The sequence below is a fragment of the Streptomyces sp. NBC_01551 genome (assembly GCF_026339935.1).
Taxonomy (GTDB): domain Bacteria; phylum Actinomycetota; class Actinomycetes; order Streptomycetales; family Streptomycetaceae; genus Streptomyces.
This window is the reverse complement of the sequence record NZ_JAPEPX010000001.1, coordinates 2175163-2198097: the sequence shown is the minus strand read 5'-3', so window position 1 is coordinate 2198097 and position 22935 is coordinate 2175163. Positions and strand designations below refer to the sequence as shown.

Below are 22935 nucleotides of genomic sequence, written 5' to 3'. Positions count from 1 at the left end.
CCCACCGCCCTCACTGGTCCAGGGCGTTGTCGATCGCCTTCACCGCGGCTTCCCAGCCCTCCTGCGGCGAGCGGCCCTTCTGGTCGACCTGGAGCATTCCGATGTCCGCCAGGTTCTGCGCGATCACCAGGTCCTTCGGGCCGACCACCGCCACCGGCACGCCCTCGGCCGCCCGCGCGAAGATCTCCCCGATCGGGGCCCCGCCGAAGTAGTCGTGCTTCGCCCCCGACACCGCCGGCAGCCGGTACGCCGCGCTCGCGCTCGGGAAACTCCCGCGCTTCTCGAACAGCCTGGCCTGCTGCGCCGGGGCCGTCAGCCAGGCCGCCAGCTTCGCCGCCTCCTCGGCGTGCTTGCCCGCCTTGGGCACCACCAGGAAGGAGCCGCCCCAGTTGCTCGGCTTCGGCGCCTGCGCCACGTCCCACTTGTCCTTGCCCGCCGGGCCCGCCTTGTCCTGGATGTAGCCGAGCATCCAGGCCGGGCAGGAGACGGTCGCGAAGGTGCCGTTGGAGAAGCCCTGGTCCCAGGCGGGGGTGAACTGCTGGTGCTTGGCGCTCAGGCCCTCGGTGGCGAAGGAGGCCGCCAGGTCGAACGCGCCCCGCACCGCCGGGTTGGTCTTGTAGACGACTTTGCCCTGCTCGTCGTAGAACCGCTGGGCGCTGCTGCCGGTGACGGCCGCCATCACGCCCGAGGCGGAGTCCACGAAGGCCTTCCCCTCGCCGGCCTTCGCCTTGTAGGCCTTGCCCGTCTCCAGGTACTTGTTCCAGTCGCCCGCCCACAGCGCGCCGACCGCCGCCCGGTCGGTCGGCAGCCCCGCCGCCTCGAACAGGTCCTTGCGGTAGCAGATGCCCTGCGGGCCTATGTCGGTGCCGAGCCCGACGGTCGCGCCGCCCTTCGCCGCGGGCGCCGTGCCCTGGGCCCACTTCCACGGCAGGTACGCCGCCTTGTCCACGCCCGGGGCCTTCGCCAGGTCGACCAGCTTGTCCGCCTGGGTGGCGGTGATCTCCGCGATGTTGTTGACCTCGACGGCCTGGATGTCGGCGAGCCCGCTGCCGGTGCCCAGGTGGGTCAGGAGCTGCGGGTAGTAGTTCTCGTTGCGCTCGATGGAGGTCTGCTCGATCCGGATGCCGGGGTTCTGCGCCATGTACTCGTCGTAGAGGCCGGCCTCCTGGAGGCCGAAGGCACCGAAGACGCCGACGGTGAGCGTGGTCTGGTCCTTGCCGCCGCTCTGGCCGCCCTGCTTCGAGGTCTCGGCCGGATCCGACGAGCAGCCCGTGAGCAGCAGGGCCGCGGTGGCCGCCGAGGCTCCCGCGCTGACGAGGGTTCTTCGGACTTTCGCGTGGGCTCGGGCGCTGGCTCGCATGGGCATCCTCCCTGAAGGACGGAACGTGCCGGGTGTCGTGTGACACAGTGTGGGAGCGCTCCCATTCGCGTCAAGAGGTAGATTCACACCCGGGAGGAAGCCATGAACGGGCAAGGGCGCAGCGGGGGACGGCCGACCCTGGAAGAGGTGGCGGTCCGGGCCGGGGTCGGGCGCGGCACCGTCTCCCGGGTGATCAACGGATCGTCCAAGGTCAGCGAGCACACCAGGGCCGCCGTCGAGGCCGCCGTCGCCGAGCTCGGGTACGTGCCCAACCGCGCCGCCCGCGCCCTCGCGGCCAACCGCACCGACGCCATCGCCCTCGTCATCCCCGAGCCCGAGGCGCGCTTCTTCGCCGAGCCCTACTTCTCGGACGTGGTCCGCGGGGTCGGCGCCACCCTCGCCGAGACGGACGTCCAGCTCGTCCTCACCCTGGCCGGCAGCGACCGCGAGCGCCGCCGCCTCGCCCAGTACCTCTCCGGCCACCGGGTCGACGGCGTCCTGCTGGTCTCCGTGCACGCCGGGGACCCGCTGCCCGAACTGCTGGCCGAGCTGGGCATCCCCGCCGTCATCAGCGGCCGCCGCTCCGCCGACGAGGTGCTGCCCTGCGTGGACTCGGACAACCTGGCGGGCGCCGCCGAGGCTGTACGCCACCTCCTCGGCCGGGGCCGCCGCGCGATCGCCACGATCACCGGGCCGCCGGACGTGTACGGGGCCCAGTGCCGCCTCGACGGGTACCGGCAGGCCCTGGCGGCCGCCGGGCAGCCCGTGGACGAGTCGCTGATCGTCGTCGGGGACTTCACCGAGGAGGGCGGCCGCCGGGCCATGCGCGAGCTGCTGGAGCGCCGCCCCGGGCTCGACGCGGTCTTCGCCGCCTCCGACGTGATGGCCGCCGGCGCCCGCCGCGAGCTGCGCGCGGCCGGCCGCCGGATACCGGACGACGTGGCGCTCGTCGGCTTCGACGACTCGGTGGTGGCCCGGCACATGGACCCGCCGCTGACCAGCGTGCGCCAGCCGATCGAGGAGATGGGCCGCACCATGGCCCGCGTCCTGCTGGAGCGGATCGCGGGGGAGTCCCCGGAGCACGCGATCGTGCTCCCGACCGAGCTGGTGGTCCGGGAGTCCTCGTAGGCCCGCCTGACCCCGTACACACAGAAGGCCCCGGTCCGCTTTCGCGGGCCGGGGCCTTCTCGCAGGGTGAGTGACGGGACTTGAACCCGCGGCCACCTGGACCACAACCAGGTGCTCTACCAACTGAGCTACACCCACCATGTCCGGTCGGAAAACCGACCGGCCGAAGAAAAGGGTACAGGGTCCGGGAGGGTGCTCGCTCCCCCCTTTCCCCGCGCCCGTCTCCGTGCCGTCGGAAGGGGCCTACTCGGCGGGCACCACGTGCTTCGCGGCGATGCTCCGCGCGGTGTCCGAGTCCGGACCGGGCTGCGGCACGAAGACCGCCTCCCGGTAGTAGCGCAGCTCGGCGATGGACTCCTTGATGTCCGCGAGCGCCCGGTGGTTACCGTTCTTCGGCGGGCTGTTGAAGTACGCCCGCGGGTACCAGCGGCGGGCCAGCTCCTTGACCGAGGACACGTCCACGATCCGGTAGTGCAGGTACCCCTCCAGCGCCGCCATGTCGCGCAGCAGGAAGCCGCGGTCGGTGCCGACCGAGTTCCCGCACAGCGGCGCCTTGCCGGGCTCCTTCACGTGCTCCCGTACGTACGCCAGGACCTGCGCCTCGGCATCCGCGAGGGTGGTCCCGCCGGCCAGCTCGTCGAGCAGGCCGGAGGCGGTGTGCATCTCGCGCACCACGTCGGGCATGGTTTCCAGGGCCGCGTCCGGCGGGCGGATCACGATGTCCACGCCTTCGCCGAGCACGTTGAGCTCCGAGTCGGTGACCAGTGCGGCCACCTCGATAAGTGCGTCGTCCGTCAACGAGAGCCCGGTCATCTCGCAGTCGATCCACACCATGCGATCGTTCATGCGTCCCACCTTATGCGGTAGCTCGCCGATCGTGGCGGGCCCGCGGCCCGATCGCACACCCGCAGGGCCCGGTGCCCGGACACACGGAAGGTCCCCCCGCCGGTGACGACCGATGGGGGGACCTCCGTCAGGCAGTGCCCGCGGGCGGCGCTACGCGTGCTCGCGCAGCACCCGGCCCGGGGCGTACAGCTCTGTCACCGTCGGACCGGAGGCCGCCAGGGCGGCCGCGGCCCGCTGGGGCTGCGGGGTGCGCTGGTGCGGCAGCGGGCCGGACGAGATGTCCGAGACCTGCGCCGCGTCGGCCTGCGGCCGGCGCGCCCGGTACGCGGAGCGGTAGGCGGCCGGGGAGGACCCCAGCTGCCGCCGGAAGTGCCCGCGCAGTGCGACCGGCGAGCGGAACCCGCAGCGTCCGGCGACCTCGTCGACCGAGTAGTCGGAGGTCTCCAGCAGCCGCTGTGCCTGGAGCACCCGCTGGGTGATCAGCCACTGGAGCGGCGCGCTGCCGGTCAGCGAGCGGAACCGCCGGTCGAACGTGCGCCTGCTCATGTAGGCGCGCGCCGCCAGCGTCTCCACGTCGAACTGCTCGTGGAGGTGTTCCAGCGCCCAGGCGACGACCTCGGCCAGCGGGTCGGCGCCGATCTCCTCCGGCAGCGACCGGTCGAGGTAGCGCTCCTGTCCGCCCGTGCGGCGCGGCGGCACGACGAGCCGGCGGGCCAGGGCCCCGGCCGCCTCGCTGCCGTGGTCCGTGCGCACGATGTGCAGGCACAGGTCGATTCCGGCCGCGGTGCCCGCGGACGTCAGCACGTCGCCGTCGTCGACGAACAGCTCGCGCGGATCGACATGGACGGACGGGTACCGCTTGGCCAGCGTCGGCGCGTACATCCAGTGCGTCGTCGCGGGCCGCCCGTCCAGCAGACCGGCGGCGGCGAGCACGAAGGCCCCCGTGCACAGTCCGACGATCCGGGCCCCCTCCTCGTGCGCCAGGCGCAGCGCGTCGAGCGCCTCCGGCGGCGGCGGTGAGGTGATGGACCGCCAGGCCGGAACGACGACCGTGCCTGCCCGGGCGATCGCCTCCAACCCGTACGGCGCGGTCAGTTCGAGTCCGCCGGTGGTCCGCAGCGGACCGTCCTCCCCGGCGCACACGAGCAGTCGATAGCGTGGAACTCCCGCGTCCTGCCGGTCGATGCCGAACACGGAGAGTGGAATGGAACTCTCGAAGATCGGTCCGCCGCTGAACAGCAGCACCGCGACGATCTCCCTGCGGCGACGCCCCGCGAGCTTCCTGCCCGCGTCCACGACGACGGTGGAATCCTGGCTCATGGCGCTAAGCCCCCCTTGGGTGTCGCGACTCCTTGGTCTGGTCGCACCTGCACGTTTCCCCTCGGCCTTGCACGTGGATCCCCCGCCGTAAATACATGATCGAATCTACTGCGTCCCGTGGTGTCGGCGTGACAAGTTCAGCACGCAGCGCTATGTCGACTTGGCAACTTGGCGAAAAGCATTCGATCAGGAAGCGTTCCATTCCGCTACCGGGGTGGGAAGCGCGCCGCCCGGCCATGGCCAGTACCCATAGGGTCGCGAGCTCCCCCGGGCTCTGTCGTCGCTGGTGGTAGGGGGGTTGGGTGGACATTCCGGCAAGGGGGGCACCCTGTCCGGAAGTTGGCTGAAAACATGCGGGTGTGTGCGTGCGAACCGGTCAGTCCTGAGGGGACGAACCGCCGGACGCCCCTCCCGGCAGTCCGCCCGGGACCGTCGCGGAGGCGTGGCAGCCGCGCTGCGGACCTGACCCGGCGCGCGAGTGCCGGCCGCGGTGGCCTGAGGCCGCGCCCGGGTACGGGCGGCCCTGCGCCAGGACCCCGGCGGCGCCGGCCCGCTCGACCTTCTCCGAGTGCCGCAGCAGGACCCGGCAGGCGGCCGTGACGGCGGCCAGCCCGAGGGTCGCGACCGCCGCGCCGCCGAAGGAGGTTCCGTAGACGACGAGGACCACGGGGACGAGCAGGCAGCTGAAGGCCGCCCAGCGCACCACGTCACCCGCGGGGTCGTCATGGGGCCGCCTTCCGGGGTGCACGGACGAGTGAACGGGGGAGGGTGGGAAAGGATGCGGGGTGTGGACGGGCTGCGTCGGCTGAGCGGGCTGGACGGGGTGAACCGGATGGCCGGGCACGGCGTACTCCCTGCGGCTCTTCCTGGACGGTCGGACGCCTGTCCAACGCACCGCGGCCGGGCTCGGTCACTGCGCGCACGGGTGGCTCGTCACTGGCTGTAGGGGACAGCGGCCATTGCCAAGGAGCGGCCTCTCCGGCATGCTCCCTGGGACGCTCTCCAAGGGCGGCATGCCCTGTGCAGGACGGGAGTGTCGCCGTACCCTGGTGGGTATGGGCTTGGGAAGATGCTTCCCGGACAGAGCTCCGTCACACTGCGTCGTCAAAAAACCTGTGTTGCCGAAAACGCCCCTGTTGCTTCCCCCAAGGACCTCTCCGCCGAGACACTCATGGCCGGTCACGAATTCTCCGAACCCGCGGACCGCAAGCGCAAGCCGGTCGCCGACCAGGCGTCCAGCGACCTGCGCGCGGCGGAACAGACACGTCATCCCTGCGACCCTGCCTTCCGGCACGGCGTCGTCGTGGGATTCGACGGCTCGACCTCCAGTGAGCGAGCCCTCGCCTACGCGATCGGGATGGCCCGGCGCTCCGGATCCGGTCTGATCATCGTCCATGTGGCCAACCGGCTGCCCACCACCGTGTGGGCCGGCTGCGAGCCGCCCGTCTTCGTGGACGTCCCGGACCATCGCACCGAGGTGCTGGGGCTGGAACTGGCCTGCGCCGACTACCTGTCGGAAGTGCCATGGATCCTGGTCGAACGGGGTGGGGACATCTGCCATGAGCTGGAGGAGGTCGGCCGGGAGTATTCGGCCGACGCGATCGTCGTCGGATCCACCCACGGGATCGTCGGCAGGATCTTCGGCTCGGTGGCGGGGCGGTTGGCCAAGCGTGCGCAGCGACCGGTTGTTGTCATTCCGTAACCCGCTGTACTTCGCTCGTGCGGTTGTGAACCCCCTTGTAAAGGGTAGATAAATGCTGCTGGGACGCAGCAAACAACTGCAGATCGAAGGGAGCCCGCCGTGGACAATGGTGTCTCTGCGGGAAGCACGGCCTCGACTTCGACCCTCGGGAACATCGCCCTGGGTCTCACCCTTCTCGCGTTCGGTATCGGCCACACCGGCATCATCGACGGCGTGACCGCGGCCAACTCCGTGTCACTCGCGACCTACATCGGCGGTCTCGCCCTCTTCGTCCTCGGAGTCCTCGAATTCCGTGCGGGCAACGGGTTCAACGGGACGGCGTTCGCGGGTCTCGGTGCCTTCTGGTTCACCTGGGCCCAAGGGGCCGACGGAAAGGTTTCGGCAGACGCCGCCGGACTCTTCCTCGTCCTCTTCGCCCTGCTCGCGCTGACCCTCACGATGGGAGCGTCGAGCGGACTGTTCGGCCAGGGCGTGTACGCCCTGCTCACCCTCTCCCTGCTGCTCCTCGCGATAGGCGCCTTCGCCGACAGCGGCGGGCTGACCAAGGCCGCCGGCTGGGTGGCCGCCGTCTCCGGGCTGCTGGCCTGGTACGGGGCGACGGCCGCGGTGGCCAGCTGGCCCATGGCCTTCGGCAAGGCCTCGGGCCGCGGCGCGGTCGCCGCGAGCTGACGCGATCCGGGTACGCGTACGAGTACGGGTACGAGTGCGGGTACGAGTACGGGTACGAGTACGGCCCCCCGAGAAGCTCGGGGGGCCGTACTCATGTCCGGGTGCCGGTGTCCGGGGAGGACTACTCGACCGTGACGGACTTCGCCAGGTTGCGCGGCTTGTCGATGTCCCGGCCCAGGGCCAGGGCGGTGTGGTACGCCAGCAGCTGGAGCGGGATGCCCATCAGGATCGGGTCCAGCTCGTCCTCGTTCTTGGGCACGAGGATGGTGTGGTCGGCCTTCTCCTGCTCGCGGTGGGCCACCGCCAGGATGCGGCCGCTGCGGGCCTTGATCTCCTCCAGCGCCGCGCGGTTCTTCTCCAGCAGGTCGTCGTCCGGGACGATCGCGACCGTCGGCATCGCCGGCTCGATGAGCGCGAGCGGGCCGTGCTTGAGCTCGGAGGCCGGGTAGGCCTCGGCGTGGATGTAGGAGATCTCCTTCAGCTTGAGGGAGGCCTCCAGGGCCACCGGGTAACCCCGGACACGGCCGATGAACATCATCGACTTGGCGTCGGCGTACTCGGCCGCCAGCTTCTTGATGTCCTCTTCGGTCTCGAGGATCTCCTGGATCTGCGCGGGCAGCTTGCGCAGGCCCTCGATGATCCGCTTGCCGTCGGTGACCGACAGGTCGCGGATGCGGCCCAGGTGCACGGCGAGCAGCGCGAACGCCACGACCGTGTTGGTGAAGCACTTGGTGGAGACGACGCAGACCTCGGGGCCGGCGTGCACGTAGACGCCGCCGTCGGCCGCGCGGGCGATCGCGGAACCGACCACGTTGACCACGCCGAGGACGCGGGCGCCCTTGCGCTTGAGCTCCTGCACCGCCGCGAGCACGTCGTACGTCTCACCGGACTGGGAGACCGCGATGTACAGGGTGTCGGGGTCCACGACCGGGTTGCGGTAGCGGAACTCGGAGGCCGGCTCGGCGTCGGCGGGGATGCGGGCCAGGCTCTCGATGAGGCCGGCGCCGATGAGGCCCGCGTGGTACGAGGTGCCGCAGCCCAGGATCTTGACCCGGCGGATGCCGCGCGCCTCGCGCGGGTCCAGGTTCAGGCCGCCCAGGTGAACGGTGTTGAACCGGTCGTCGATCCGGCCGCGCAGGACGCGGTCGACCGCGTCGGACTGCTCGGAGATCTCCTTGTGCATGTAGGTGTCGTGACCGCCCATGTCGTAGGAGGCGGCCTCCCACTCCACGGTCTCCGGGGTGGCGGTGGTGGTGGCACCGCTGGTGGTGTAGGTGCGGAAGTCGTCGGCCTTCAGGGTGGCCATCTCGCCGTCGTCGAGGGTGACGATCTGGCGGGTGTGGGCGATCAGCGCGGCGACGTCCGAGGCGACGAACATCTCCTTCTCGCCGATGCCGAGGACGACGGGGGAGCCGTTGCGGGCGACGACGATGCGGTCGGCGAAGTCGGCGTGCATGACGGCGATGCCGTAGGTGCCCTCGATCGCCTTGACCGCCTCGCGGACCTTCTCCTCCAGGGTGTCGGCCTGGGAGCGCGCGATGAGGTGGACGATGACCTCGGTGTCGGTCTCCGAGATGAAGACGACGCCGTCGGCCACCAGCTTGGCGCGCAGCTCGTCGGCGTTGTCGACGATGCCGTTGTGGACGACGGCGACCTTGTTGTCGGTGTCCAGGTGCGGGTGGGAGTTGATGTCGCTCGGGGCGCCGTGGGTGGCCCAGCGGGTGTGGGCGATACCGGTGGTGCCGGCGAAGCGCTTGGGGACGCGGGACTCCAGCTCGCGGACGCGGCCCTTGGCCTTGACGACCTTCAGGGCCGACGACTTGGGCGTGTTGACGACGATGCCCGCCGAGTCGTAGCCGCGGTACTCAAGGCGCTGGAGACCCTCCAGCAGCAGCGGCGCCACGTCGCGCTTGCCGATGTAACCCACGATTCCGCACATACGGTGTTACCCCTCCTGAAATTCGTTCGCTCGTGCCGTTGTTGCCGCTGCCGCCCCTGTCTGCGGCCGCGGCCTTGCCCTGTCCGTCCTGTGGCTGCGGTTCAGCCGTAGACGATGCGGCGCAGCTGCCGGAGCGAGAGCTCCGGTGGCGCCACGGCGCGGTGCGGCAGTTCCGCCGCGATCCGCTCGAAGATCTCCGTGTTGACCGCGCCACCGGACTGCAGTTCACGGTGGCGGCGGCGGACGAATTCCTCCGTCGTCTCGTTGAAGTACGCGAGCACGTCCAGCACCACCCGGGCAGCCTCACCGCGCTGGAGCGCGGTGCTGCGGATCAGGTGGTCGACGAGATCGTCGTGCGACGGGCGGCGGTCGAGCATCCGTAGATACTGACCGGCAGCGGGGCGGAATGCAAAAATCCTGCCCGATTTCGGGCAGGATCCTGCTGGTCTGGACCAAGTGGAGGGGTGATTCCGGTTGGGGGCGGTCAGAAGCAGCGCAGAATCAAGGCCTTCGCCGCCGCGAATTCGTCGCCCGCCGAGGTCCAGGTGCCGTCCTTCCGGATGATTTCCGCCATCTTGTGATTCCCACACTCACGCGGAGACGGGAGTTGGCCTATATCTGGCACATGAGAGTCCTGCGACGCACGCTCGGCACCCTCCTCGTCCTCGCCGCGGCCGTCTCCTGCACCGCGGCCCACGGCGACGACGCCAAACCCGGGGGCGACCGCCCCGCGGCCCTGACCCCCTACGAACGGCTCCTGCCCGCGCCCGCCTCCGCCCGCCCCGGCGGCCCCGGGTACGCCTTCGGGGCCGGCACCGTCATCCGTACCGGCCGCGCCGACGGCGACGAGGAGGTCCGCCGGGTCGGCGAGCTCCTCGCGCAGCAGCTGCGCGGCCCCAGCGGGCTGCCGCTGCCCGTCGTCGACGGCGAGGGGGGCGACGGCGTCCGGCTGCGCCTCGACGAGGGGGCCGGGGGGCTGGGGGCCGAGGGGTACCGGCTGGAGGCCTCGGCCTCGGGCGTCGTCCTGACCGCCCGCACCCCGGCGGGGCTCTTCCACGCGGGGCAGACGCTGCGCCAGCTGCTGCCGGTCGCCGGGGCGGGGACGGTGCCCGGCGGGACCGTCACCGACGCGCCGAGGTTCGCGTACCGCGGGGCGATGCTCGACATCGCCCGGCACTTCTTCACGGTGGACCAGGTCAAGAGGTACGTCGACCAGCTCGCCCAGTACAAGGTCAACACCCTGCACCTGCACCTCACGGACGACCAGGGCTGGCGGATCGCCGTCGACGGCTGGCCGCGGCTGGCGGAGTACGGGGGCGGCAGCGAGGTCGGCGGCGGCCCCGGCGGGTACTGGACGAAGGACGAGTACCGGGAGCTGGTGGCCTACGCGGGCGAGCGGTTCGTGGACGTGGTCCCCGAGATCGACATGCCGGGGCACGTCAACGCGGCGCAGGCCTCCTACGCCGAGCTGAACTGCGACGGCAAGGCGCGGGAGCGGTACACCGGGATCAACGTGGGCTTCAGCTCGCTGTGCGTCGGCAAGGAGCGGACGTACGAGTTCATCGACGACGTGCTCGGCGAGCTGGCCGAGCTGACCCCGGGCCGCTACCTCCACATCGGCGGCGACGAGGCGCACTCGACCCCGGCGGCGGACTACGCGGCGTTCATGGACCGGGCGCAGCAGGTCGTCGCGCGGCACGGGAAGACGGTGGTGGCCTGGCACCAGCTGGCGACGGCCCGCCCGGCGCCGGGCGCGGTGCTCCAGTACTGGGGCCACGACAAGACCCCGGCGGCCGAGAAGGCGGCGGTGGCCACGGCGGCCAAGGCCGGCCACCCGGTGATCCTCTCGCCGGCGGACCGGCTGTACCTCGACATGAAGTACGACAAGACGACGAAGCCGGGCCTGGCCTGGGCCGGGTACGTCCCGGTGCAGCGCGCCTACTCCTGGAACCCGGGGACCTACCTGGCGGGCGTCGCGGAATCCGCCGTCCTCGGCGTCGAGGCGCCGCTGTGGACGGAGACCATCGCGACCCGTGCCGATCTGGAGTACATGGCGTTCCCCCGGGTCCTCGGCCTCGCGGAACTGGGCTGGTCCCCGCCGGGCGCCCTGGACTGGGCGGAGTACCGGCAGCGCCTGTCGGCCCAGGCCCCGCGCCTGGAAGCCCAGGACATCGCCTTCCACCGCGCCCCGGACGTCCCCTGGGGGCGGTAGCGCGGAACGCAAAGGCGGGCCTTGCCGGACGAGGGACCGTATCGTCCGGCAAGGCCCGCGCGATGCCTACCGGCGCGCGAAGCGCGCGACGGGGTTCTTGAGGGTGCCGATCAGCTGGAGGGCCGCCGACGGGTCGGCGAGGTCGACCATCTGCTTGTTGTTCCGCAGCTGGAGGCGGTTCAGGCAGGACAGCTGGAACTCCTGCGCGAAGTAGTCGTACCGCTCGAAGCGCTCGGCGAGCTGCGGCATCGACTCCTGGTAGTCGTGGCCGCAGTCGGCGACCGCCTTCCAGAAGGTGTCCTCCTCGCAGATGCCCTCCGAGACCAGGATCGAGCCCAGGAAGCGGAAGAAGCAGTCGAAGACGTCCGTGAAGATGGACAGCAGCTTCATGTCCTCCGGGATGTCCGCCCGGACCCGCTCGACCGCGGGCGGCAGGACCGCGTCCGGGTCCATGACGACGATCTCCTCGGCGATGTCCTTGAAGATCGCCCGCTTCACGACGCCGCCCTCGATGACGAGGATGGTGTTCTCGCCGTGCGGCATGTACGCGAGGTCGTACTGGTAGAAGCAGTGCAGCAGCGGGACCAGATACGCCTTGAGGTAGGAGCGCAGCCATTCCTCGGGGGTCAGGCCCGACTCCGCGATCAGGGCGCCGACGAAGGACTTGCCCTCGGCGTCCACGTGCAGGAGCGAGGCCATCGTCGCGAGGCGCTCGCCGCCCTGCAGGGAGGCGACCGGGGACTCTCGCCACAGGGCCGCCAGCATCTTGCGGTACGGCGAGTAGCGGTCGGTGGCGCGCTCGTACTGGCGGTGGTGGTAGCCGATCGCCGCGCGCTCGCGGATGATCGAGAAGTCCACCGACCGGAGCACCTCGTCGCCCTCGATGAGCTGGTGCAGCCAGTCGTTGATGGCCGGCGTGGCCTCCATGTACGCGGCCGACAGGCCCCGCATGAAGCCCATGTTGAGCACCGAGATCGCCGTCTTGACGTAGTGCTTCTCGGGGGCGCTCGTGTTGAAGAACGTACGGATCGACTGCTGGGCCAGGTACGCGTCCGAGCCCTCGCCGAGCAGGACCAGGCGGCGGTTGGCGATCTCGGCCGCGAAGGTGACCGTGGTCTTGTTCCACCACTGCCAGGGGTGGATCGGCAGCAGGTGGTAGTCCGCCAGGTCCAGGCCGAGGTCCGCCATCCGCGCCGAGAACGCCGCGATGGTCTCCTCGCCCAGCTCGTCGCGGACGAACGAGTCGTGGTCCAGGCCCGCGCCCGCCGTGAAGGTGGACACGTCCTTGCGGGCCGCGACCCACACCAGGTGGACGGGGCTCGCGGTCTCCGGGGCGTACGAGAGGTACTCGTGCACGCCGAAGCCGAGCCGGCCGTTGTTGGCCACGAAGCAGGGGTGGCCCTCGGTCATGCCGGTCTCGATGTCCTGGAAGGAGGACTTCGCGAGGACGGCGGAGGAGACCTGCGGCTTCGTGTACTTGAAGCCCGAACCCGCCAGGGTGGAGGAGATCTCCTCCAGGTAGACCGGCAGCACCTCCGCGCTCAGGCCGAGGGCCTCGCGCAGCTCGATGTGGAAGTCGAGGGCGTCCAGCGGCAGCTCGGCGCCGTCGCGGTGGCGGGTGATGGAGGCCTCGTCCACGGACCAGTGGTCCAGGGCGTGCAGGACGGCCTCGAAGCGGTACTCCACGGTGGCGTCGTCGCTCAGGACGGAGTACGCGGAGCCGCCGAGCGGCTTCGGGGTCAGGAGGCGCTCGTGCGAGAACTCGGCGAGGGCCTTGCGGACCAGGGCGCGGTTCGCGCGGTCCCACAGCTCGGGGGAGAGGTGGGAGATGGCGTCGGCGAGGCTCATATGGAGGCCCCCGTCAGGCCGGTGGCCGCCTCGAACCGGGCGCGGGTGCAGAAGCTCAGCAGGGCTTCCTTCTCCGGCTTCGTCACCGGGCGCTCCGCGACGAAGCCGACGGCCTCGTTGAGGGCGTGCACGGCCGTGTTGCGCACGTCCGGCTCGACGACGACGCGCTCGGTCGCCGGGTCCGCGAAGACGGCCGCCATGACGGTGGTGATGACCGCGCGGGTGAAGCCGTGCAGCGGCTTCTCGCTCGGGGCGACGAGGAAGTGCATGCCGACGTCGCCGGGCTGGGCGTCGTACAGGCCGACGAGCTCCAGCTCGCTCGGGTCGTACGTCTCCATCAGGAAGGCCGGGCGGCCCTCGTGCAGGCCGATGAAGGCCTGGTGGTGCTCGTGGGCGGCGATCCGCATGTACTCGCGCTCGACGTCCGGGAGCGAGGCGTCCTGCATCATCCAGAACGAGGCCTTCGGGTGGGTGACCCAGCCGTGCAGCAGTTCCGCGTCGGCGAACGGGTCCAGGGGCCTCACGGAGAAGGTGCCCAGTTCCGCGTCGGTGCGGCTGTACAGGGTTTCGGTGGTGCTCATGCGTGCGTGCCTTCCGGGGCTGCGAACTGCTGGAACGCGATGGACTTCTCGACCTTGTAGTACTCGCGGCCGAGCAGCTCCCCAATGATGTACGCGTTGCGGTACGCGGCCATGCCCAGGTCGGGCGAGGTGATGGAGTGGTTGTGCACCGTGCCGTTCTGGAGGAACACGCCGCGGCCGGTGGTGTCGATGCTGTAGTTGCGGGCGGCGTCGGGGCGGCCGTGGCCGTCGAAGTTCAGACGGTCGCGGACGGGGTTCAGGAACTCGGGGAAGGAGTACTTGTAACCCGTGGCCAGCACCAGGCCCTCGGTGGACAGGGAGAAGTCGCGCTCCTGCTCCTCCTGGCGCAGCCCCAGGGTGTAGACGCCCGTGGTGGTGTCGTACGCCGCCGAGTTCAGCGAGGTGTTCGTCAGCAGGGTGGTCGGGACCGGACCGGGCGAGGAGATCTTCTTCTGGTAGAGCAGGTCGAAGATCGCGTTGATGAGCTCGCCGTCGATGCCCTTGAACAGGTTCTTCTGCTGGGTCTCCAGGCGGTACCGGGTCTCCTCCGGGAGGGCGTGGAAGTAGTCCACGTACTCCGGGGAGGTCATCTCCAGGGTCAGCTTCGTGTACTCCAGCGGGAAGAACCGCGGCGAGCGGGTCACCCAGTTGAGCTGGTAGCCGTACACGTCGATCTCGGAGAGGAGGTCGTAGTAGATCTCCGCCGCGCTCTGGCCGGAACCGACCAGGGTGATCGACTTCTTCTTCTGGAGCTCCGCCTTGTTCTGCATGTAGGCGGAGTTGTGCGTGAGGTCGCCGCCGACCTGCGCGCACGCCTCGGGGATGTACGGCGGGGTGCCGGTGCCCAGGACCAGGCGGCGGGCGCGGTACGTCTCGCCCTTGTCCGTGTGGACCTCGTACAGGCCGGCCTGCTCGTCGTACGTGACCTCGGTGACGGAGGTGGAGTACAGGACGTTGTCCAGGCGGTCGGCGGCCCAGCGGCAGTAGTCGTTGTACTCGGCCCGCAGCGGGTAGAAGTTCTCCCGGATGTAGAACTGGTACAGCCGGTCCTTGTCCTTCAGGTAGTTCAGGAAGGAGAAGGGCGAGGTCGGGTCGGCCAGCGTGACCAGGTCGGACATGAAGGGCGTCTGCAGGTGCGCGCCGTCCAGGAACATCCCGGCGTGCCACTCGAAGTGCGGCTTCGTCTCGATGAAGAGGCCGTCGAGCTCGTCGATCGGCGCGGTAAGGCAGGCGAGTCCCAGGTTGAAGGGACCGAGGCCGATACCGATGAAATCGAGGGGCCGGCGGAGTTCACGAGGCGTGGACAAGGGATTCTCCCAGGTACTGCTCGGCGTGGGACGCGAGGAGGTCGAGGACGGCCGCGATGTCGGCCGTCGTGGTCTGCGGGTTGAGGAGGGTGAACTTCAGGTACTGGTCGCCGTCCACCTTGGTGCCGGCGACGACTGCCTCGCCGGAGGCGAACAGCGCCTTGCGGGCGTGCAGGTTCGCCTCGTCGACGAGGTCCCCCCGGACATCGCCCTCGGGGACGTAGCGGAAGACCAGGGTGGAGATCTGCGGCTTGACGACGACCTCGAAGCGCGGGTCGGCGTCGATGATGTCCCAGCCGGCCGCGGCGAGGTCGATGACCTCGTCGAAGAGCGAGCCGAGGCCGTCGGCGCCCATGGTGCGCAGGGTCATCCAGAGCTTGAGCGCGTCGAAGCGGCGCGTGGTCTGGATGGACTTGTCGACCTGGTTCGGGATCCGCTCCTCCGCCATGCGGCGGGGGTTGAGGTAGTCCGCGTGGTACGTGGCGTGCTTGAGGGTGTCCCGGTCGCGGACCAGCACGGCGCTGGAGCTGACGGGCTGGAAGAACGACTTGTGGTAGTCGACCGTGACCGAGTCGGCGTGCTCGATGCCGTCGAGGAGGTGCCGGCGCGTCGGCGAGACCAGGAGTCCGCAGCCGTAGGCGGCGTCGACGTGCATCCACGCGGAGTGCTCGTCGGTCAGGCGGGCGATCTCGGGGAGCGGGTCGATGGATCCGAAGTCGGTGGTGCCGGCGGTGGCGACGACGGCCATGGGGAAGAGGCCGTCGCGGCGGCAGTTCTCCAGCTCCAGGGCGAGGATCGCGGTGTCCATGCGGCGGTTGCGGTCGACCGGGACGGAGATGACCGCCTCGTAGCCGAGCCCGAGCATGGCGGCCGACTTCTTGACGCTGAAGTGGCTGGCCTCGGAGGTGAAGATGCGCAGCTTCGGGAGGACCTCGGACTTCGGGAGCTCCCGGCCCTCGTTCAGGGCCTGCTTCATGACGATCCGGCAGGCCTCGTCGCGGGCCAGCAGCAGCGCGTGGAAGTTGGACTGGCTGCCGCCGGAGGTGAAGACGCCGTCCGCGCCCTCCCCGAGGCCGATGCGCTGGGCGGTCCAGTCGATGAGGCGGCGCTCGATGAGCGTGCCGCCGATGGACTGGTCCCAGGTGTCCAGCGAGGAGTTGACGGCCGAGAGGACCGCCTCGCCGAGTACGGCGGGGATCACGACGGGGCAGTTGAGGTGGCCCAGGTAGCGCGGGTGGTGGAAGTACACCGCGTCGCGCAGGTAGACGTCCTCCAGCTCGTCGAGGACGGCGGCCGGGTCTTCGAGCGGGCGGTCCAGGTCGATCCCGTTGATGACCGGGGCGAGTTCGTCGACGGATATGCCGGTGTGGGGCCGTTCCGTGGTCGCGAGTTTGGCGGCGACGCGCTCGACGCCCTCGGTGACGGTACGCCGGTAGATGTCCGCGGTCGTCTCATTCAGCAGATGCGAACGCATCAACTTTCCTCCGGGCAGGCAGGGGAAGCAGGGGGGGGTGGGGATGCATTGCTTAGGTTAGCCTAACCTAAGTCGCAAACCAAATAGGGATGGACCCCGGCCGAAGCCGGGGCCCATCCCTGAAGTCACCGGTGGGCGACGGAAGTTGGTGTCGAGCGGCGGGCCCGTGAACAGCGGGTGTCCTGGGCTACAGCTCGGACGCGGGGTCCTCGCTGGGGGCCTTGCCGGCGTACGCCTCGGCGAGGAGTTCCTCCTCGCTCGCGCCGAGCCGCCAGTAGCCGGTGAAGCGCACCGCGCGGCGGTTGACGGAACGTTCCTGTACGACGTGCCGGCGGACGGCGCGGACGGTGCCCGCCTCGCCCGCCAGCCAGGCGTACGGGGCTTCGGCGTCGGGCAGTTCGGCCACGCGCATCGCGTCGAGCACCCGCTGGACGCGCTCCTCGCGGCCGACGCCGGCGTCGCGCACGATCCAGGTGATCTCCGCGTCGGCGAGCGTGGGCAGGACGAGCCTGTCGTCCTCGTGCGGGACCTCGAACCAGGCCCGTACGCGGGTGCCGTTGGCCAGCCGGTCCAGGATCGCGGCGGCGGCGGGGAGCGCGGTCTCGTCCGCGTACATCAGCAGCGCGTCGGTGTCGGCCGGCGGCTGGAAGCGTACGGACTTGTTCTCCGCGACGGCCGGGCCGATCGCCATGATCCGGCGGCCGGTGACGGCCCCGCCGGCCCAGCGGGAGGCCGGCGAGGAGTCCCCGTGCAGGACGAAGTCGATGTCGACCTCGTCCACGCCCTCGGGGGTACGGCGCTGCTCGCGCACGGTGTACGAGCGCATCACCGGGCGGTCGGCGTCGGGCATCGCGCGCCAGGCGCCGAACCAGGTGTCCTCGTCGGTGGACGGGAGCACCGTGTGTTCGAGGTGCGCGGGCGGCAGGAAGAGCGAGAGGCTCTGGTCGTAGCCGCCCGAGCGGAAGTCCCTCAGGGACTCACCGCCGAACGTGACCCGCAGGAACGAGTGCCCGAGGCGGCGCGTGCGGAGCACTTCGAGTTCGAAGAACCGGAAGTGGGCGACGGCCGGGGCGGCGTCGGGTGCGGTGACGGTCATGCGGTGAGTCCCCCCTGGGAATCGGGATCGGCGCCGGGTCGGGCGCCGAGGGTCAGCTGACCTTCTTGGCGTTCTGGATGGCCTTGGCGAGGTCTTCCAGGATCTGCGCGCACTTCTCGTACGAGTAGATGGGCTCGGTCACGCGCGGGGTGACCTGGCCGGCCTTGACGGAGGGCATCTCGGCCCAGGTCGGCTTGGCCTTCAGCTCCTCCGGCTGGAGGGTGCCGGTGCGGTTGTCGAGCAGGACCAGGTCGGCCTTGTACTTGCCGGCGTTCTCCCAGCTGAGGCTCTCGAAGAAGCCGCCCGCGTCCAGCTTGTCCTTGTCCGGGGTGACGAACTCGACGCCGAGGGTCTCGAAGTACTTCAGGTCGGCCGAGGTCTTCGGGGTGGAGACGTAGAACAGGTCGGCGGAGCCGGAGCCGACGAGCACCTTGATGCCCGGGTTGGCCTTGGTGGCCTCGCGCACCTTCGCGGCGGCGGCCTCGAAGCGGGCCTTCGCGTCGGCGGTCTTCTTGCTGCTCAGGTCGGCGCCCAGGGACTTGGCCAGGTCGGCCGTGCGCTCCAGGGACTTGTCGAGGGAGGCGTCGCCGCCCACGCCGATGGCGGCGGCCGGGGCCAGCTTCAGGATCTTGTCCTTGGAGGCCGCGGGCACGTACCAGTAGGTGCCGTCCCAGGTGTTGGTGACGAGGAGCTCGGGCTGGAGGGCGGCGTACTTCTCGACGTTGAACTCGTCGTAGACGTTGCCGAGGATCTCGACCTTGGAGATGTCCATCGAGCCGGCCTGGACGTCGGGCTTGCCGTCGGCGGTCTTGGTCGGGCCGAACACGCCCTTGACCTGGATGCCGTAGTCGTAGAGCGCGGCGGCGGTGCCGGTGTAGGCCACGATGTTCTTCGGGGCGGCCTTCAGGCTGATGTCCTTGCCGAGGTCGTCCTTGAAGGTCCAGGGGCCCGAGGCGGCGGCGGCCTTGTCCTTGTCCTTGCCGCCCGTCTCGCCCTTCGCGGAGTCGGAGCCACCGCACGCGGTGAGCGCCGCGACGAGGCCGAGGGCGCCGCCGGCCGCGATGAGACCGCGGCGGGAGAGGTAGGAGGTACGGGACTTGGGCATGTCGATGTCCGCTTTCGTGCGTGTCAGGCGGCCACTGGGCCGTTCGGAGGGAAGGTTAGCCTAACCTTGGCCGAAAACGGTAAGGGGGCCCTAAGTTTTTTAGGACCCCCTCGGTGCGCGGTCTGCCCGCCGGCTCCGCGTCAGGCGGAGAAGCCCAGCTCGCGGGCGATGAGCATGCGCTGGACCTCGCTCGTGCCCTCGCCGATTTCGAGGATCTTCGAGTCGCGCCACATGCGGGCCACGGGGTACTCGTTCATGAAGCCGTAGCCGCCGTGGATCTGCGTGGCGTCCCGGGCGTTGTCCACCGCGACCGTGGACGAGTACAGCTTGGCGATCGCCGCCTCCTTCTTGAACGGCTCCCCGGCGACCAGGCGGGAGGCCGCGTCGCGCCAGCCGATGCGGGCCATGTGGGCGCGCATCTCCATGTCGGCCAGCTTGAACTGGATGGCCTGGTTGTCGCCGATGGGGCGGCCGAAGGCCTTGCGCTCCTTCGCGTACTTCACCGACTCGTCCACGCAGCCCTGGGCGAGCCCGGTGGCCAGGGCGGAGATGGCGATGCGGCCCTCGTCGAGGATGCGCAGGAACTGGGCGTAGCCGCGGCCCTCTTCGCCGACCAGGTTGGCGAGCGGGACACGTACGTCCTGGAAGGACAGCTCACGGGTGTCCGACGAGTTCCAGCCGACCTTGGAGTACGGGGCGGCCACCGTGAAGCCGGGGGTGCCGGACGGGACGATGATCGAGGAGATCTCCGGGCGGCCGTCGGCCTTGCGGCCGGTCACGGCGGTGACGGTGACCAGCCCGGTGATGTCCGTACCGGAGTTGGTGATGAAGCACTTCGAGCCGTTGATCACCCACTCGTCGCCGTCCTTGACGGCGGTGGTGCGGGTGCCGCCGGCGTCGGAGCCGCCGTCGGGCTCGGTCAGGCCGAAGGCGCCGAGGATCTCACCGGAGCACATCTTCGGCAGCCACTGGCGCTTCTGCTCCTCGGTGCCGAAGAGGTGGAGGGGCATGGCGCCGAGGGAGACGCCCGCCTCCAGGGTGATCGCGACCGAGGAGTCGACGCGGGCCAGCTCCTCCAGGGCGATGCCGAGGGCGAGGTAGTCGCCGCCCATGCCGCCGTACTCCTCGGGGAAGGGCAGGCCGAACAGGCCCATGCGGCCCATCTCGCGGACGATCTCGTACGGGAACTCGTGCCGCTCGTAGAGGTCGCCGATCTTGGGGGCGACGACGTCGTGCGCGAACTCCTCGACGGTGCGGCGGAGTTCCTCGTGCTCGGGGGTGAGCCGGTGGTCGAGGGACATGTCTTCGTTACTCCTTGTGGGAGAGGGCGCGGACGGTACGGGAGGGGCTGGGGCGTCCCAGCTGTTCGGCCATCCACACGCTCGTGGCGGTGAGGGCGGCCAGGTCGACACCGGTCTCGATGCCGAGGCCGTCGAGCATCCACACCAGGTCCTCGGTGGCGAGGTTGCCGGTCGCGCTCTTCGCGTACGGGCAGCCGCCGAGGCCGCCGGCGGAGGCGTCGACCGTGGTCACGCCGTGCTGGAGCGCGGCGAGGGTGTTGGACAGGGCCTGGCCGTAGGTGTCGTGGAAGTGCACGCCGATCCGGTCGGTGGCGACGCCTTCCTCGTTGAGTTCGCCGAGGAGCGTCTGGACGTGCCCCGGGGTGGCGACGCCGATGGTGTCGCCGAGGCTGAGCTCGTCGCACCCGAGGTCGAGCAGGGCCTTGGCCACGCGGACCACCTGGTGGACCGGGACCGGACCCTCCCAGGGGTCGCCGAAGCACATGGAGAGGTAGCCGCGCACGTGCGCCTTGCCCTCCTTGGCGCGGGCCACGACCGGCTCGAACATGGCGAGGGACTCGGCGACGGTCCGGTTGAGGTTGCGGGAGGCGAACGTCTCGGTGGCCGAGCCGAAGACCGCGATACGGGTGGCCCCGAGGGCGAGGGCCCGGTCGAGCCCGCGCTCGTTGGGCACGAGGACGGGCAGGTGCACCCCGGGCAGGTCCCGCAGCTCGGGGAACAGCTGCTCGGCGTCTGCCAGCTGGGGGACCCACTTGGGGTGCACGAAACTGGTGGCCTCGACGGTGGTGAGCCCGGCGGCGGCCAGCCGGTGGATGAACTCGGCCTTGACGTGCGTGGGCACGGCCGACTTCTCGTTCTGCAGCCCGTCGCGGGCACCGACCTCGTGGATCCGGACGCGGGGCGGCAGCTCGGGGGCCGGGACGGTCATGGGCAGCCCGTTCACTTGGCCGCCTCCTCTTCTTCCGGTTCTTCCGGGGTGACGACCGCGAGGACCTGGTCCATGGCGACGGTGGTGCCGGGGGAGACGTCGAGCTCGGCGACGATGCCCGCGTGCGGGGCGGAGATGACGTGCTCCATCTTCATGGCCTCGACGACGAGGAGGCTCTGCCCGGCGGTCACCTTGTCGCCGACCGAGACCTTGACGACGGTGACCGTGCCGGGCATCGGGGCGGCGAGGGTGTCCTTGCCGGCGTGGCCGGCGCCGGTGAGGGCGGCGGTGACGGGGTCGTGGTCCTGCACGTGCCAGCTGTCGCCGTCGCGGCCGAGCCAGGTCCCCTCCGGGGAGGCGGCGTAGGCGAAGCGGTGCGTGACGCCGTCGAGTTCGACGGTGACGGTGTCGGTGGTGCGGGCCACGATCCGGCCCCGGGCCGGATCGTGGTCGGCGCCGCCGTCGAGGAGGAGCTCCGTGTGCTGCCCCCCCGGCCGGGTGGGCCGGGTACGGACGCCGACCGGGTCCTGACCCGGGAGGCGGAAGTGGTGGACCGTCCAGGCGGGGGTGCCGCCCAGGCGCCAGCCGTTGGCGGCGTCGAACGGGTCGACCCACCGTTGCGGCCCCGCCGGGGCGTCAACCCCCAGCCCCGCCGGCGTTTGAGGCGCGGATCCGGGCAGAGCCCGGTTTCGGGAAGGGGCGGGGTGGGGGACGGCCAACAGGGCCGCGGCAGCGTACACCTCGGGCGGGACGCCGTCCGGGAGCATGGTGGACAGGTCGCGCTCCACCAGACCGGTGTCCAGGTCCCCGCTGACCACGTCCGGATGCGCCAACAGCCTCCGCAGGAAACCCGCATTGGTCTGGACACCCAGGATCACGGTGTCCGCCAACGCGCCCCGCAGCACCCGCAGGGCAGCCGCCCGGTCGGGACCGTACGCGATCACCTTCGACAGCATCGGGTCGTACGTCGAGCCCGTGTCGACCCCGGCCACCAGGCCCGAGTCCGTCCGTACGGACCCGCCCGACGGCTCGGACAGCGCCAGCACCGTCCCCCCGGACGGCAGGAAACCGCGCGCCGGGTCCTCCGCGCAGACCCGGGCCTCGATGGCGTGCCCGGTGAGGGTGACGTCCGCCTGGCCGAAGCCCAGCTCCGCGCCGGAGGCGACCCGCAGCTGCTGCTCGACCAGGTCCAGCCCGGTGATCAGCTCCGTCACCGGGTGCTCCACCTGGAGCCGGGTGTTCATCTCCATGAAGTAGTAAGAGGACGGGTCCCCGCCCGGAACGATGAACTCCACCGTCCCCGCGCCGACGTACCCGCACGACCGCGCCGCCTCCACCGCAGCCGCGCCCATCGAGGCCCGCAGCTCAGGCGTCAGCAGGACCGACGGCGCCTCCTCGATGACCTTCTGGTGGCGCCGCTGCAGCGAGCACTCGCGCTCGCCCAGGTGCACGACGTTCCCGTACGCGTCGGCCAGCACCTGGATCTCGATGTGCCGGGGCCGGTCCACCCACCGCTCCACGAGCAGCGTGTCGTCGCCGAACGACGACCGCGCCTCGCGCCGCGCCGCCGCGATCTCCTCGGCCAGCAGCCCGGCGTCCCGCACCAGCCGCATGCCCTTGCCGCCGCCGCCCGCCGAGGGCTTCAGCAGCACCGGCATGCCGATCTCCTCGGCCGCCGCCACGAGTTCGGCGTCCGACAGGCCGCTCCCGGATGAGCCGGGGACCACGGGCACGCCCGCCGCCTTCACCGTCTCCTTGGCCCGGATCTTGTCCCCCATCAGGGAGATCGCCTTGGCCGGCGGCCCGATGAAGGCCAGGCCCGCCTCCGCGCACGCCTGTGCGAAACCCGCGTTCTCGGCGAGGAACCCGTACCCCGGGTGGATCGCCTCGGCCCCGGTGCGGCGGGCCGCGTCGAGCAGCCGCTCCACCGACAGGTAGCTCTCGGCGGCCGCCGCCGGGCCGATCCGGACGGCCGTGTCGGCCTCCCGTACGTGCCGGGCGTCGGCGTCCGCGTCGCTGAAGACGGCCACCGACCGTACGCCGAGCTCCCGCAGGGTGCGGATGACCCGGACCGCGATCTCGCCCCGGTTGGCGACCAGAACAGTGCTGAACATCGAAG

The 22935-nt window shown here is 70.7% G+C and carries 19 protein-coding genes and 1 tRNA gene; 4 read left to right on the top strand and 16 right to left on the bottom strand.

Annotated features, from left to right (window positions below):
* Positions 1–10 precede the first annotated feature (10 nt).
* Positions 11–1360: an extracellular solute-binding protein gene (locus tag OG982_RS09830; protein ID WP_266787982.1), complete on the bottom strand. Its 1350-nt coding sequence runs from the start codon at positions 1358–1360 to the stop codon at positions 11–13.
* A 102-nt stretch (positions 1361–1462) separates the two neighbouring features.
* Here OG982_RS09830 and OG982_RS09825 point away from each other — a divergent pair, with 102 nt between their 5' ends.
* Complete coding sequence (locus OG982_RS09825) at positions 1463–2488, top strand: LacI family DNA-binding transcriptional regulator (RefSeq protein ID WP_266948341.1); 1026 nt, start codon at positions 1463–1465, stop codon at positions 2486–2488.
* Between the two features lie 65 nt (positions 2489–2553).
* Here the strand turns inward: OG982_RS09825 and OG982_RS09820 are convergent.
* The 4 genes from OG982_RS09820 to OG982_RS09805 all read right to left on the bottom strand — a co-directional run bounded on the left by OG982_RS09820 (position 2554) and on the right by OG982_RS09805 (position 5402).
* Positions 2554–2626 (bottom strand) — tRNA-His (locus OG982_RS09820).
* A gap of 105 nt (positions 2627–2731) precedes the next feature.
* A complete protein-coding gene (orn, locus tag OG982_RS09815) occupies positions 2732–3334 on the bottom strand; it encodes an oligoribonuclease (RefSeq protein ID WP_266787984.1) in 603 nt (200 codons plus the stop codon).
* Between the two features lie 150 nt (positions 3335–3484).
* Positions 3485–4654 (bottom strand): helix-turn-helix domain-containing protein, encoded by a 1170-nt coding sequence (locus tag OG982_RS09810; protein ID WP_266787985.1) that lies wholly within the window; start codon positions 4652–4654, stop codon positions 3485–3487.
* A 376-nt stretch (positions 4655–5030) separates the two neighbouring features.
* On the bottom strand, positions 5031–5402 hold the full coding sequence (locus OG982_RS09805) for a hypothetical protein (protein WP_266787986.1): 372 nt from the start codon (positions 5400–5402) through the stop codon (positions 5031–5033).
* A gap of 423 nt (positions 5403–5825) precedes the next feature.
* Between OG982_RS09805 and OG982_RS09800 the strand changes: the two genes are divergently transcribed.
* Together OG982_RS09800 and OG982_RS09795 are read left to right on the top strand one after the other, a co-directional pair.
* A complete protein-coding gene (locus OG982_RS09800) occupies positions 5826–6356 on the top strand; it encodes a universal stress protein (protein WP_266792073.1) in 531 nt (176 codons plus the stop codon).
* A 99-nt stretch (positions 6357–6455) separates the two neighbouring features.
* Positions 6456–7025, top strand: a complete 570-nt coding sequence (locus OG982_RS09795; RefSeq protein ID WP_266948339.1) for an acetate uptake transporter — start codon at positions 6456–6458, stop codon at positions 7023–7025.
* Positions 7026–7146: 121 nt separating this feature from the next.
* Here the strand turns inward: OG982_RS09795 and glmS are convergent, their stop codons facing one another.
* Both glmS and OG982_RS09785 read right to left on the bottom strand, forming a co-directional pair.
* Positions 7147–8964 carry a glutamine--fructose-6-phosphate transaminase (isomerizing) gene (gene glmS / locus OG982_RS09790; protein ID WP_266787988.1) on the bottom strand — a complete coding sequence of 606 codons (1818 nt, stop codon included), beginning with the start codon at positions 8962–8964 and terminating at the stop codon, positions 7147–7149.
* A 101-nt stretch (positions 8965–9065) separates the two neighbouring features.
* Positions 9066–9341, bottom strand: a complete 276-nt coding sequence (locus tag OG982_RS09785) for a hypothetical protein (RefSeq protein ID WP_266787989.1) — start codon at positions 9339–9341, stop codon at positions 9066–9068.
* Positions 9342–9589: 248 nt separating this feature from the next.
* Between OG982_RS09785 and OG982_RS09780 the strand changes: the two genes are divergently transcribed.
* Entirely contained in the window at positions 9590–11176 is a 1587-nt protein-coding gene (locus OG982_RS09780) for a beta-N-acetylhexosaminidase (RefSeq protein ID WP_266787990.1), read from the top strand.
* A 66-nt stretch (positions 11177–11242) separates the two neighbouring features.
* Here the strand turns inward: OG982_RS09780 and OG982_RS09775 are convergent, their stop codons facing one another.
* The 9 genes from OG982_RS09775 to OG982_RS09735 form a co-directional block, all read right to left on the bottom strand.
* Positions 11243–13024 carry an IucA/IucC family siderophore biosynthesis protein gene (locus OG982_RS09775; RefSeq protein WP_266787991.1) on the bottom strand — a complete coding sequence of 594 codons (1782 nt, stop codon included), beginning with the start codon at positions 13022–13024 and terminating at the stop codon, positions 11243–11245.
* Positions 13021–13605 (bottom strand): GNAT family N-acetyltransferase, encoded by a 585-nt coding sequence (locus tag OG982_RS09770; protein WP_266787992.1) that lies wholly within the window; start codon positions 13603–13605, stop codon positions 13021–13023. The genes OG982_RS09775 and OG982_RS09770 overlap by 4 nt, the downstream gene beginning before the upstream one ends.
* Positions 13602–14912 (bottom strand): lysine N(6)-hydroxylase/L-ornithine N(5)-oxygenase family protein, encoded by a 1311-nt coding sequence (locus tag OG982_RS09765; RefSeq protein ID WP_266787993.1) that lies wholly within the window; start codon positions 14910–14912, stop codon positions 13602–13604. The genes OG982_RS09770 and OG982_RS09765 overlap by 4 nt, the downstream gene beginning before the upstream one ends.
* Complete coding sequence (locus tag OG982_RS09760; RefSeq protein WP_266787994.1) at positions 14896–16386, bottom strand: aspartate aminotransferase family protein; 1491 nt, start codon at positions 16384–16386, stop codon at positions 14896–14898. The genes OG982_RS09765 and OG982_RS09760 overlap by 17 nt, the downstream gene beginning before the upstream one ends.
* Positions 16387–16573: 187 nt before the next feature.
* Positions 16574–17482 (bottom strand): siderophore-interacting protein, encoded by a 909-nt coding sequence (locus tag OG982_RS09755; RefSeq protein WP_266787995.1) that lies wholly within the window; start codon positions 17480–17482, stop codon positions 16574–16576.
* A gap of 52 nt (positions 17483–17534) precedes the next feature.
* The gene (locus OG982_RS09750) at positions 17535–18587 is read right to left on the bottom strand and encodes an ABC transporter substrate-binding protein (protein ID WP_266948338.1); all 1053 of its coding nucleotides are present in this window, start codon (positions 18585–18587) and stop codon (positions 17535–17537) included.
* 140 nt (positions 18588–18727) lie between these two features.
* On the bottom strand, positions 18728–19888 hold the full coding sequence (locus OG982_RS09745; protein ID WP_266787997.1) for an acyl-CoA dehydrogenase family protein: 1161 nt from the start codon (positions 19886–19888) through the stop codon (positions 18728–18730).
* Between the two features lie 7 nt (positions 19889–19895).
* Positions 19896–20816, bottom strand: a complete 921-nt coding sequence (locus tag OG982_RS09740) for a hydroxymethylglutaryl-CoA lyase (protein ID WP_266792074.1) — start codon at positions 20814–20816, stop codon at positions 19896–19898.
* A gap of 11 nt (positions 20817–20827) precedes the next feature.
* A complete protein-coding gene (locus tag OG982_RS09735; RefSeq protein ID WP_266948336.1) occupies positions 20828–22930 on the bottom strand; it encodes an acetyl/propionyl/methylcrotonyl-CoA carboxylase subunit alpha in 2103 nt (700 codons plus the stop codon).
* Positions 22931–22935 lie beyond the last annotated feature (5 nt).

Excerpts from the sequence above, each read along its gene's own strand:
- OG982_RS09830 (WP_266787982.1), bottom strand. The coding sequence starts at position 1,360 with ATGCGAGCCAGCGCCCGAGCCCACGCGAAAGTCCGAAGAACCCTCGTC.
- OG982_RS09825 (WP_266948341.1), top strand. The coding sequence starts at position 1,463 with ATGAACGGGCAAGGGCGCAGCGGGGGACGGCCGACCCTGGAAGAGGTG.
- orn (WP_266787984.1), bottom strand. The coding sequence starts at position 3,334 with ATGAACGATCGCATGGTGTGGATCGACTGCGAGATGACCGGGCTCTCG.
- OG982_RS09810 (WP_266787985.1), bottom strand. The coding sequence starts at position 4,654 with ATGAGCCAGGATTCCACCGTCGTCGTGGACGCGGGCAGGAAGCTCGCG.
- OG982_RS09800 (WP_266792073.1), top strand. The coding sequence starts at position 5,826 with ATGGCCGGTCACGAATTCTCCGAACCCGCGGACCGCAAGCGCAAGCCG.
- glmS (WP_266787988.1), bottom strand. The coding sequence starts at position 8,964 with ATGTGCGGAATCGTGGGTTACATCGGCAAGCGCGACGTGGCGCCGCTG.
- OG982_RS09785 (WP_266787989.1), bottom strand. The coding sequence starts at position 9,341 with ATGCTCGACCGCCGCCCGTCGCACGACGATCTCGTCGACCACCTGATC.
- OG982_RS09780 (WP_266787990.1), top strand. The coding sequence starts at position 9,590 with ATGAGAGTCCTGCGACGCACGCTCGGCACCCTCCTCGTCCTCGCCGCG.
- OG982_RS09775 (WP_266787991.1), bottom strand. The coding sequence starts at position 13,024 with ATGAGCCTCGCCGACGCCATCTCCCACCTCTCCCCCGAGCTGTGGGAC.
- OG982_RS09770 (WP_266787992.1), bottom strand. The coding sequence starts at position 13,605 with ATGAGCACCACCGAAACCCTGTACAGCCGCACCGACGCGGAACTGGGC.
- OG982_RS09760 (WP_266787994.1), bottom strand. The coding sequence starts at position 16,386 with ATGCGTTCGCATCTGCTGAATGAGACGACCGCGGACATCTACCGGCGT.
- OG982_RS09755 (WP_266787995.1), bottom strand. The coding sequence starts at position 17,482 with ATGACCGTCACCGCACCCGACGCCGCCCCGGCCGTCGCCCACTTCCGG.
- OG982_RS09750 (WP_266948338.1), bottom strand. The coding sequence starts at position 18,587 with ATGCCCAAGTCCCGTACCTCCTACCTCTCCCGCCGCGGTCTCATCGCG.
- OG982_RS09745 (WP_266787997.1), bottom strand. The coding sequence starts at position 19,888 with ATGTCCCTCGACCACCGGCTCACCCCCGAGCACGAGGAACTCCGCCGC.
- OG982_RS09740 (WP_266792074.1), bottom strand. The coding sequence starts at position 20,816 with ATGACCGTCCCGGCCCCCGAGCTGCCGCCCCGCGTCCGGATCCACGAG.
- OG982_RS09735 (WP_266948336.1), bottom strand. The coding sequence starts at position 22,930 with ATGTTCAGCACTGTTCTGGTCGCCAACCGGGGCGAGATCGCGGTCCGG.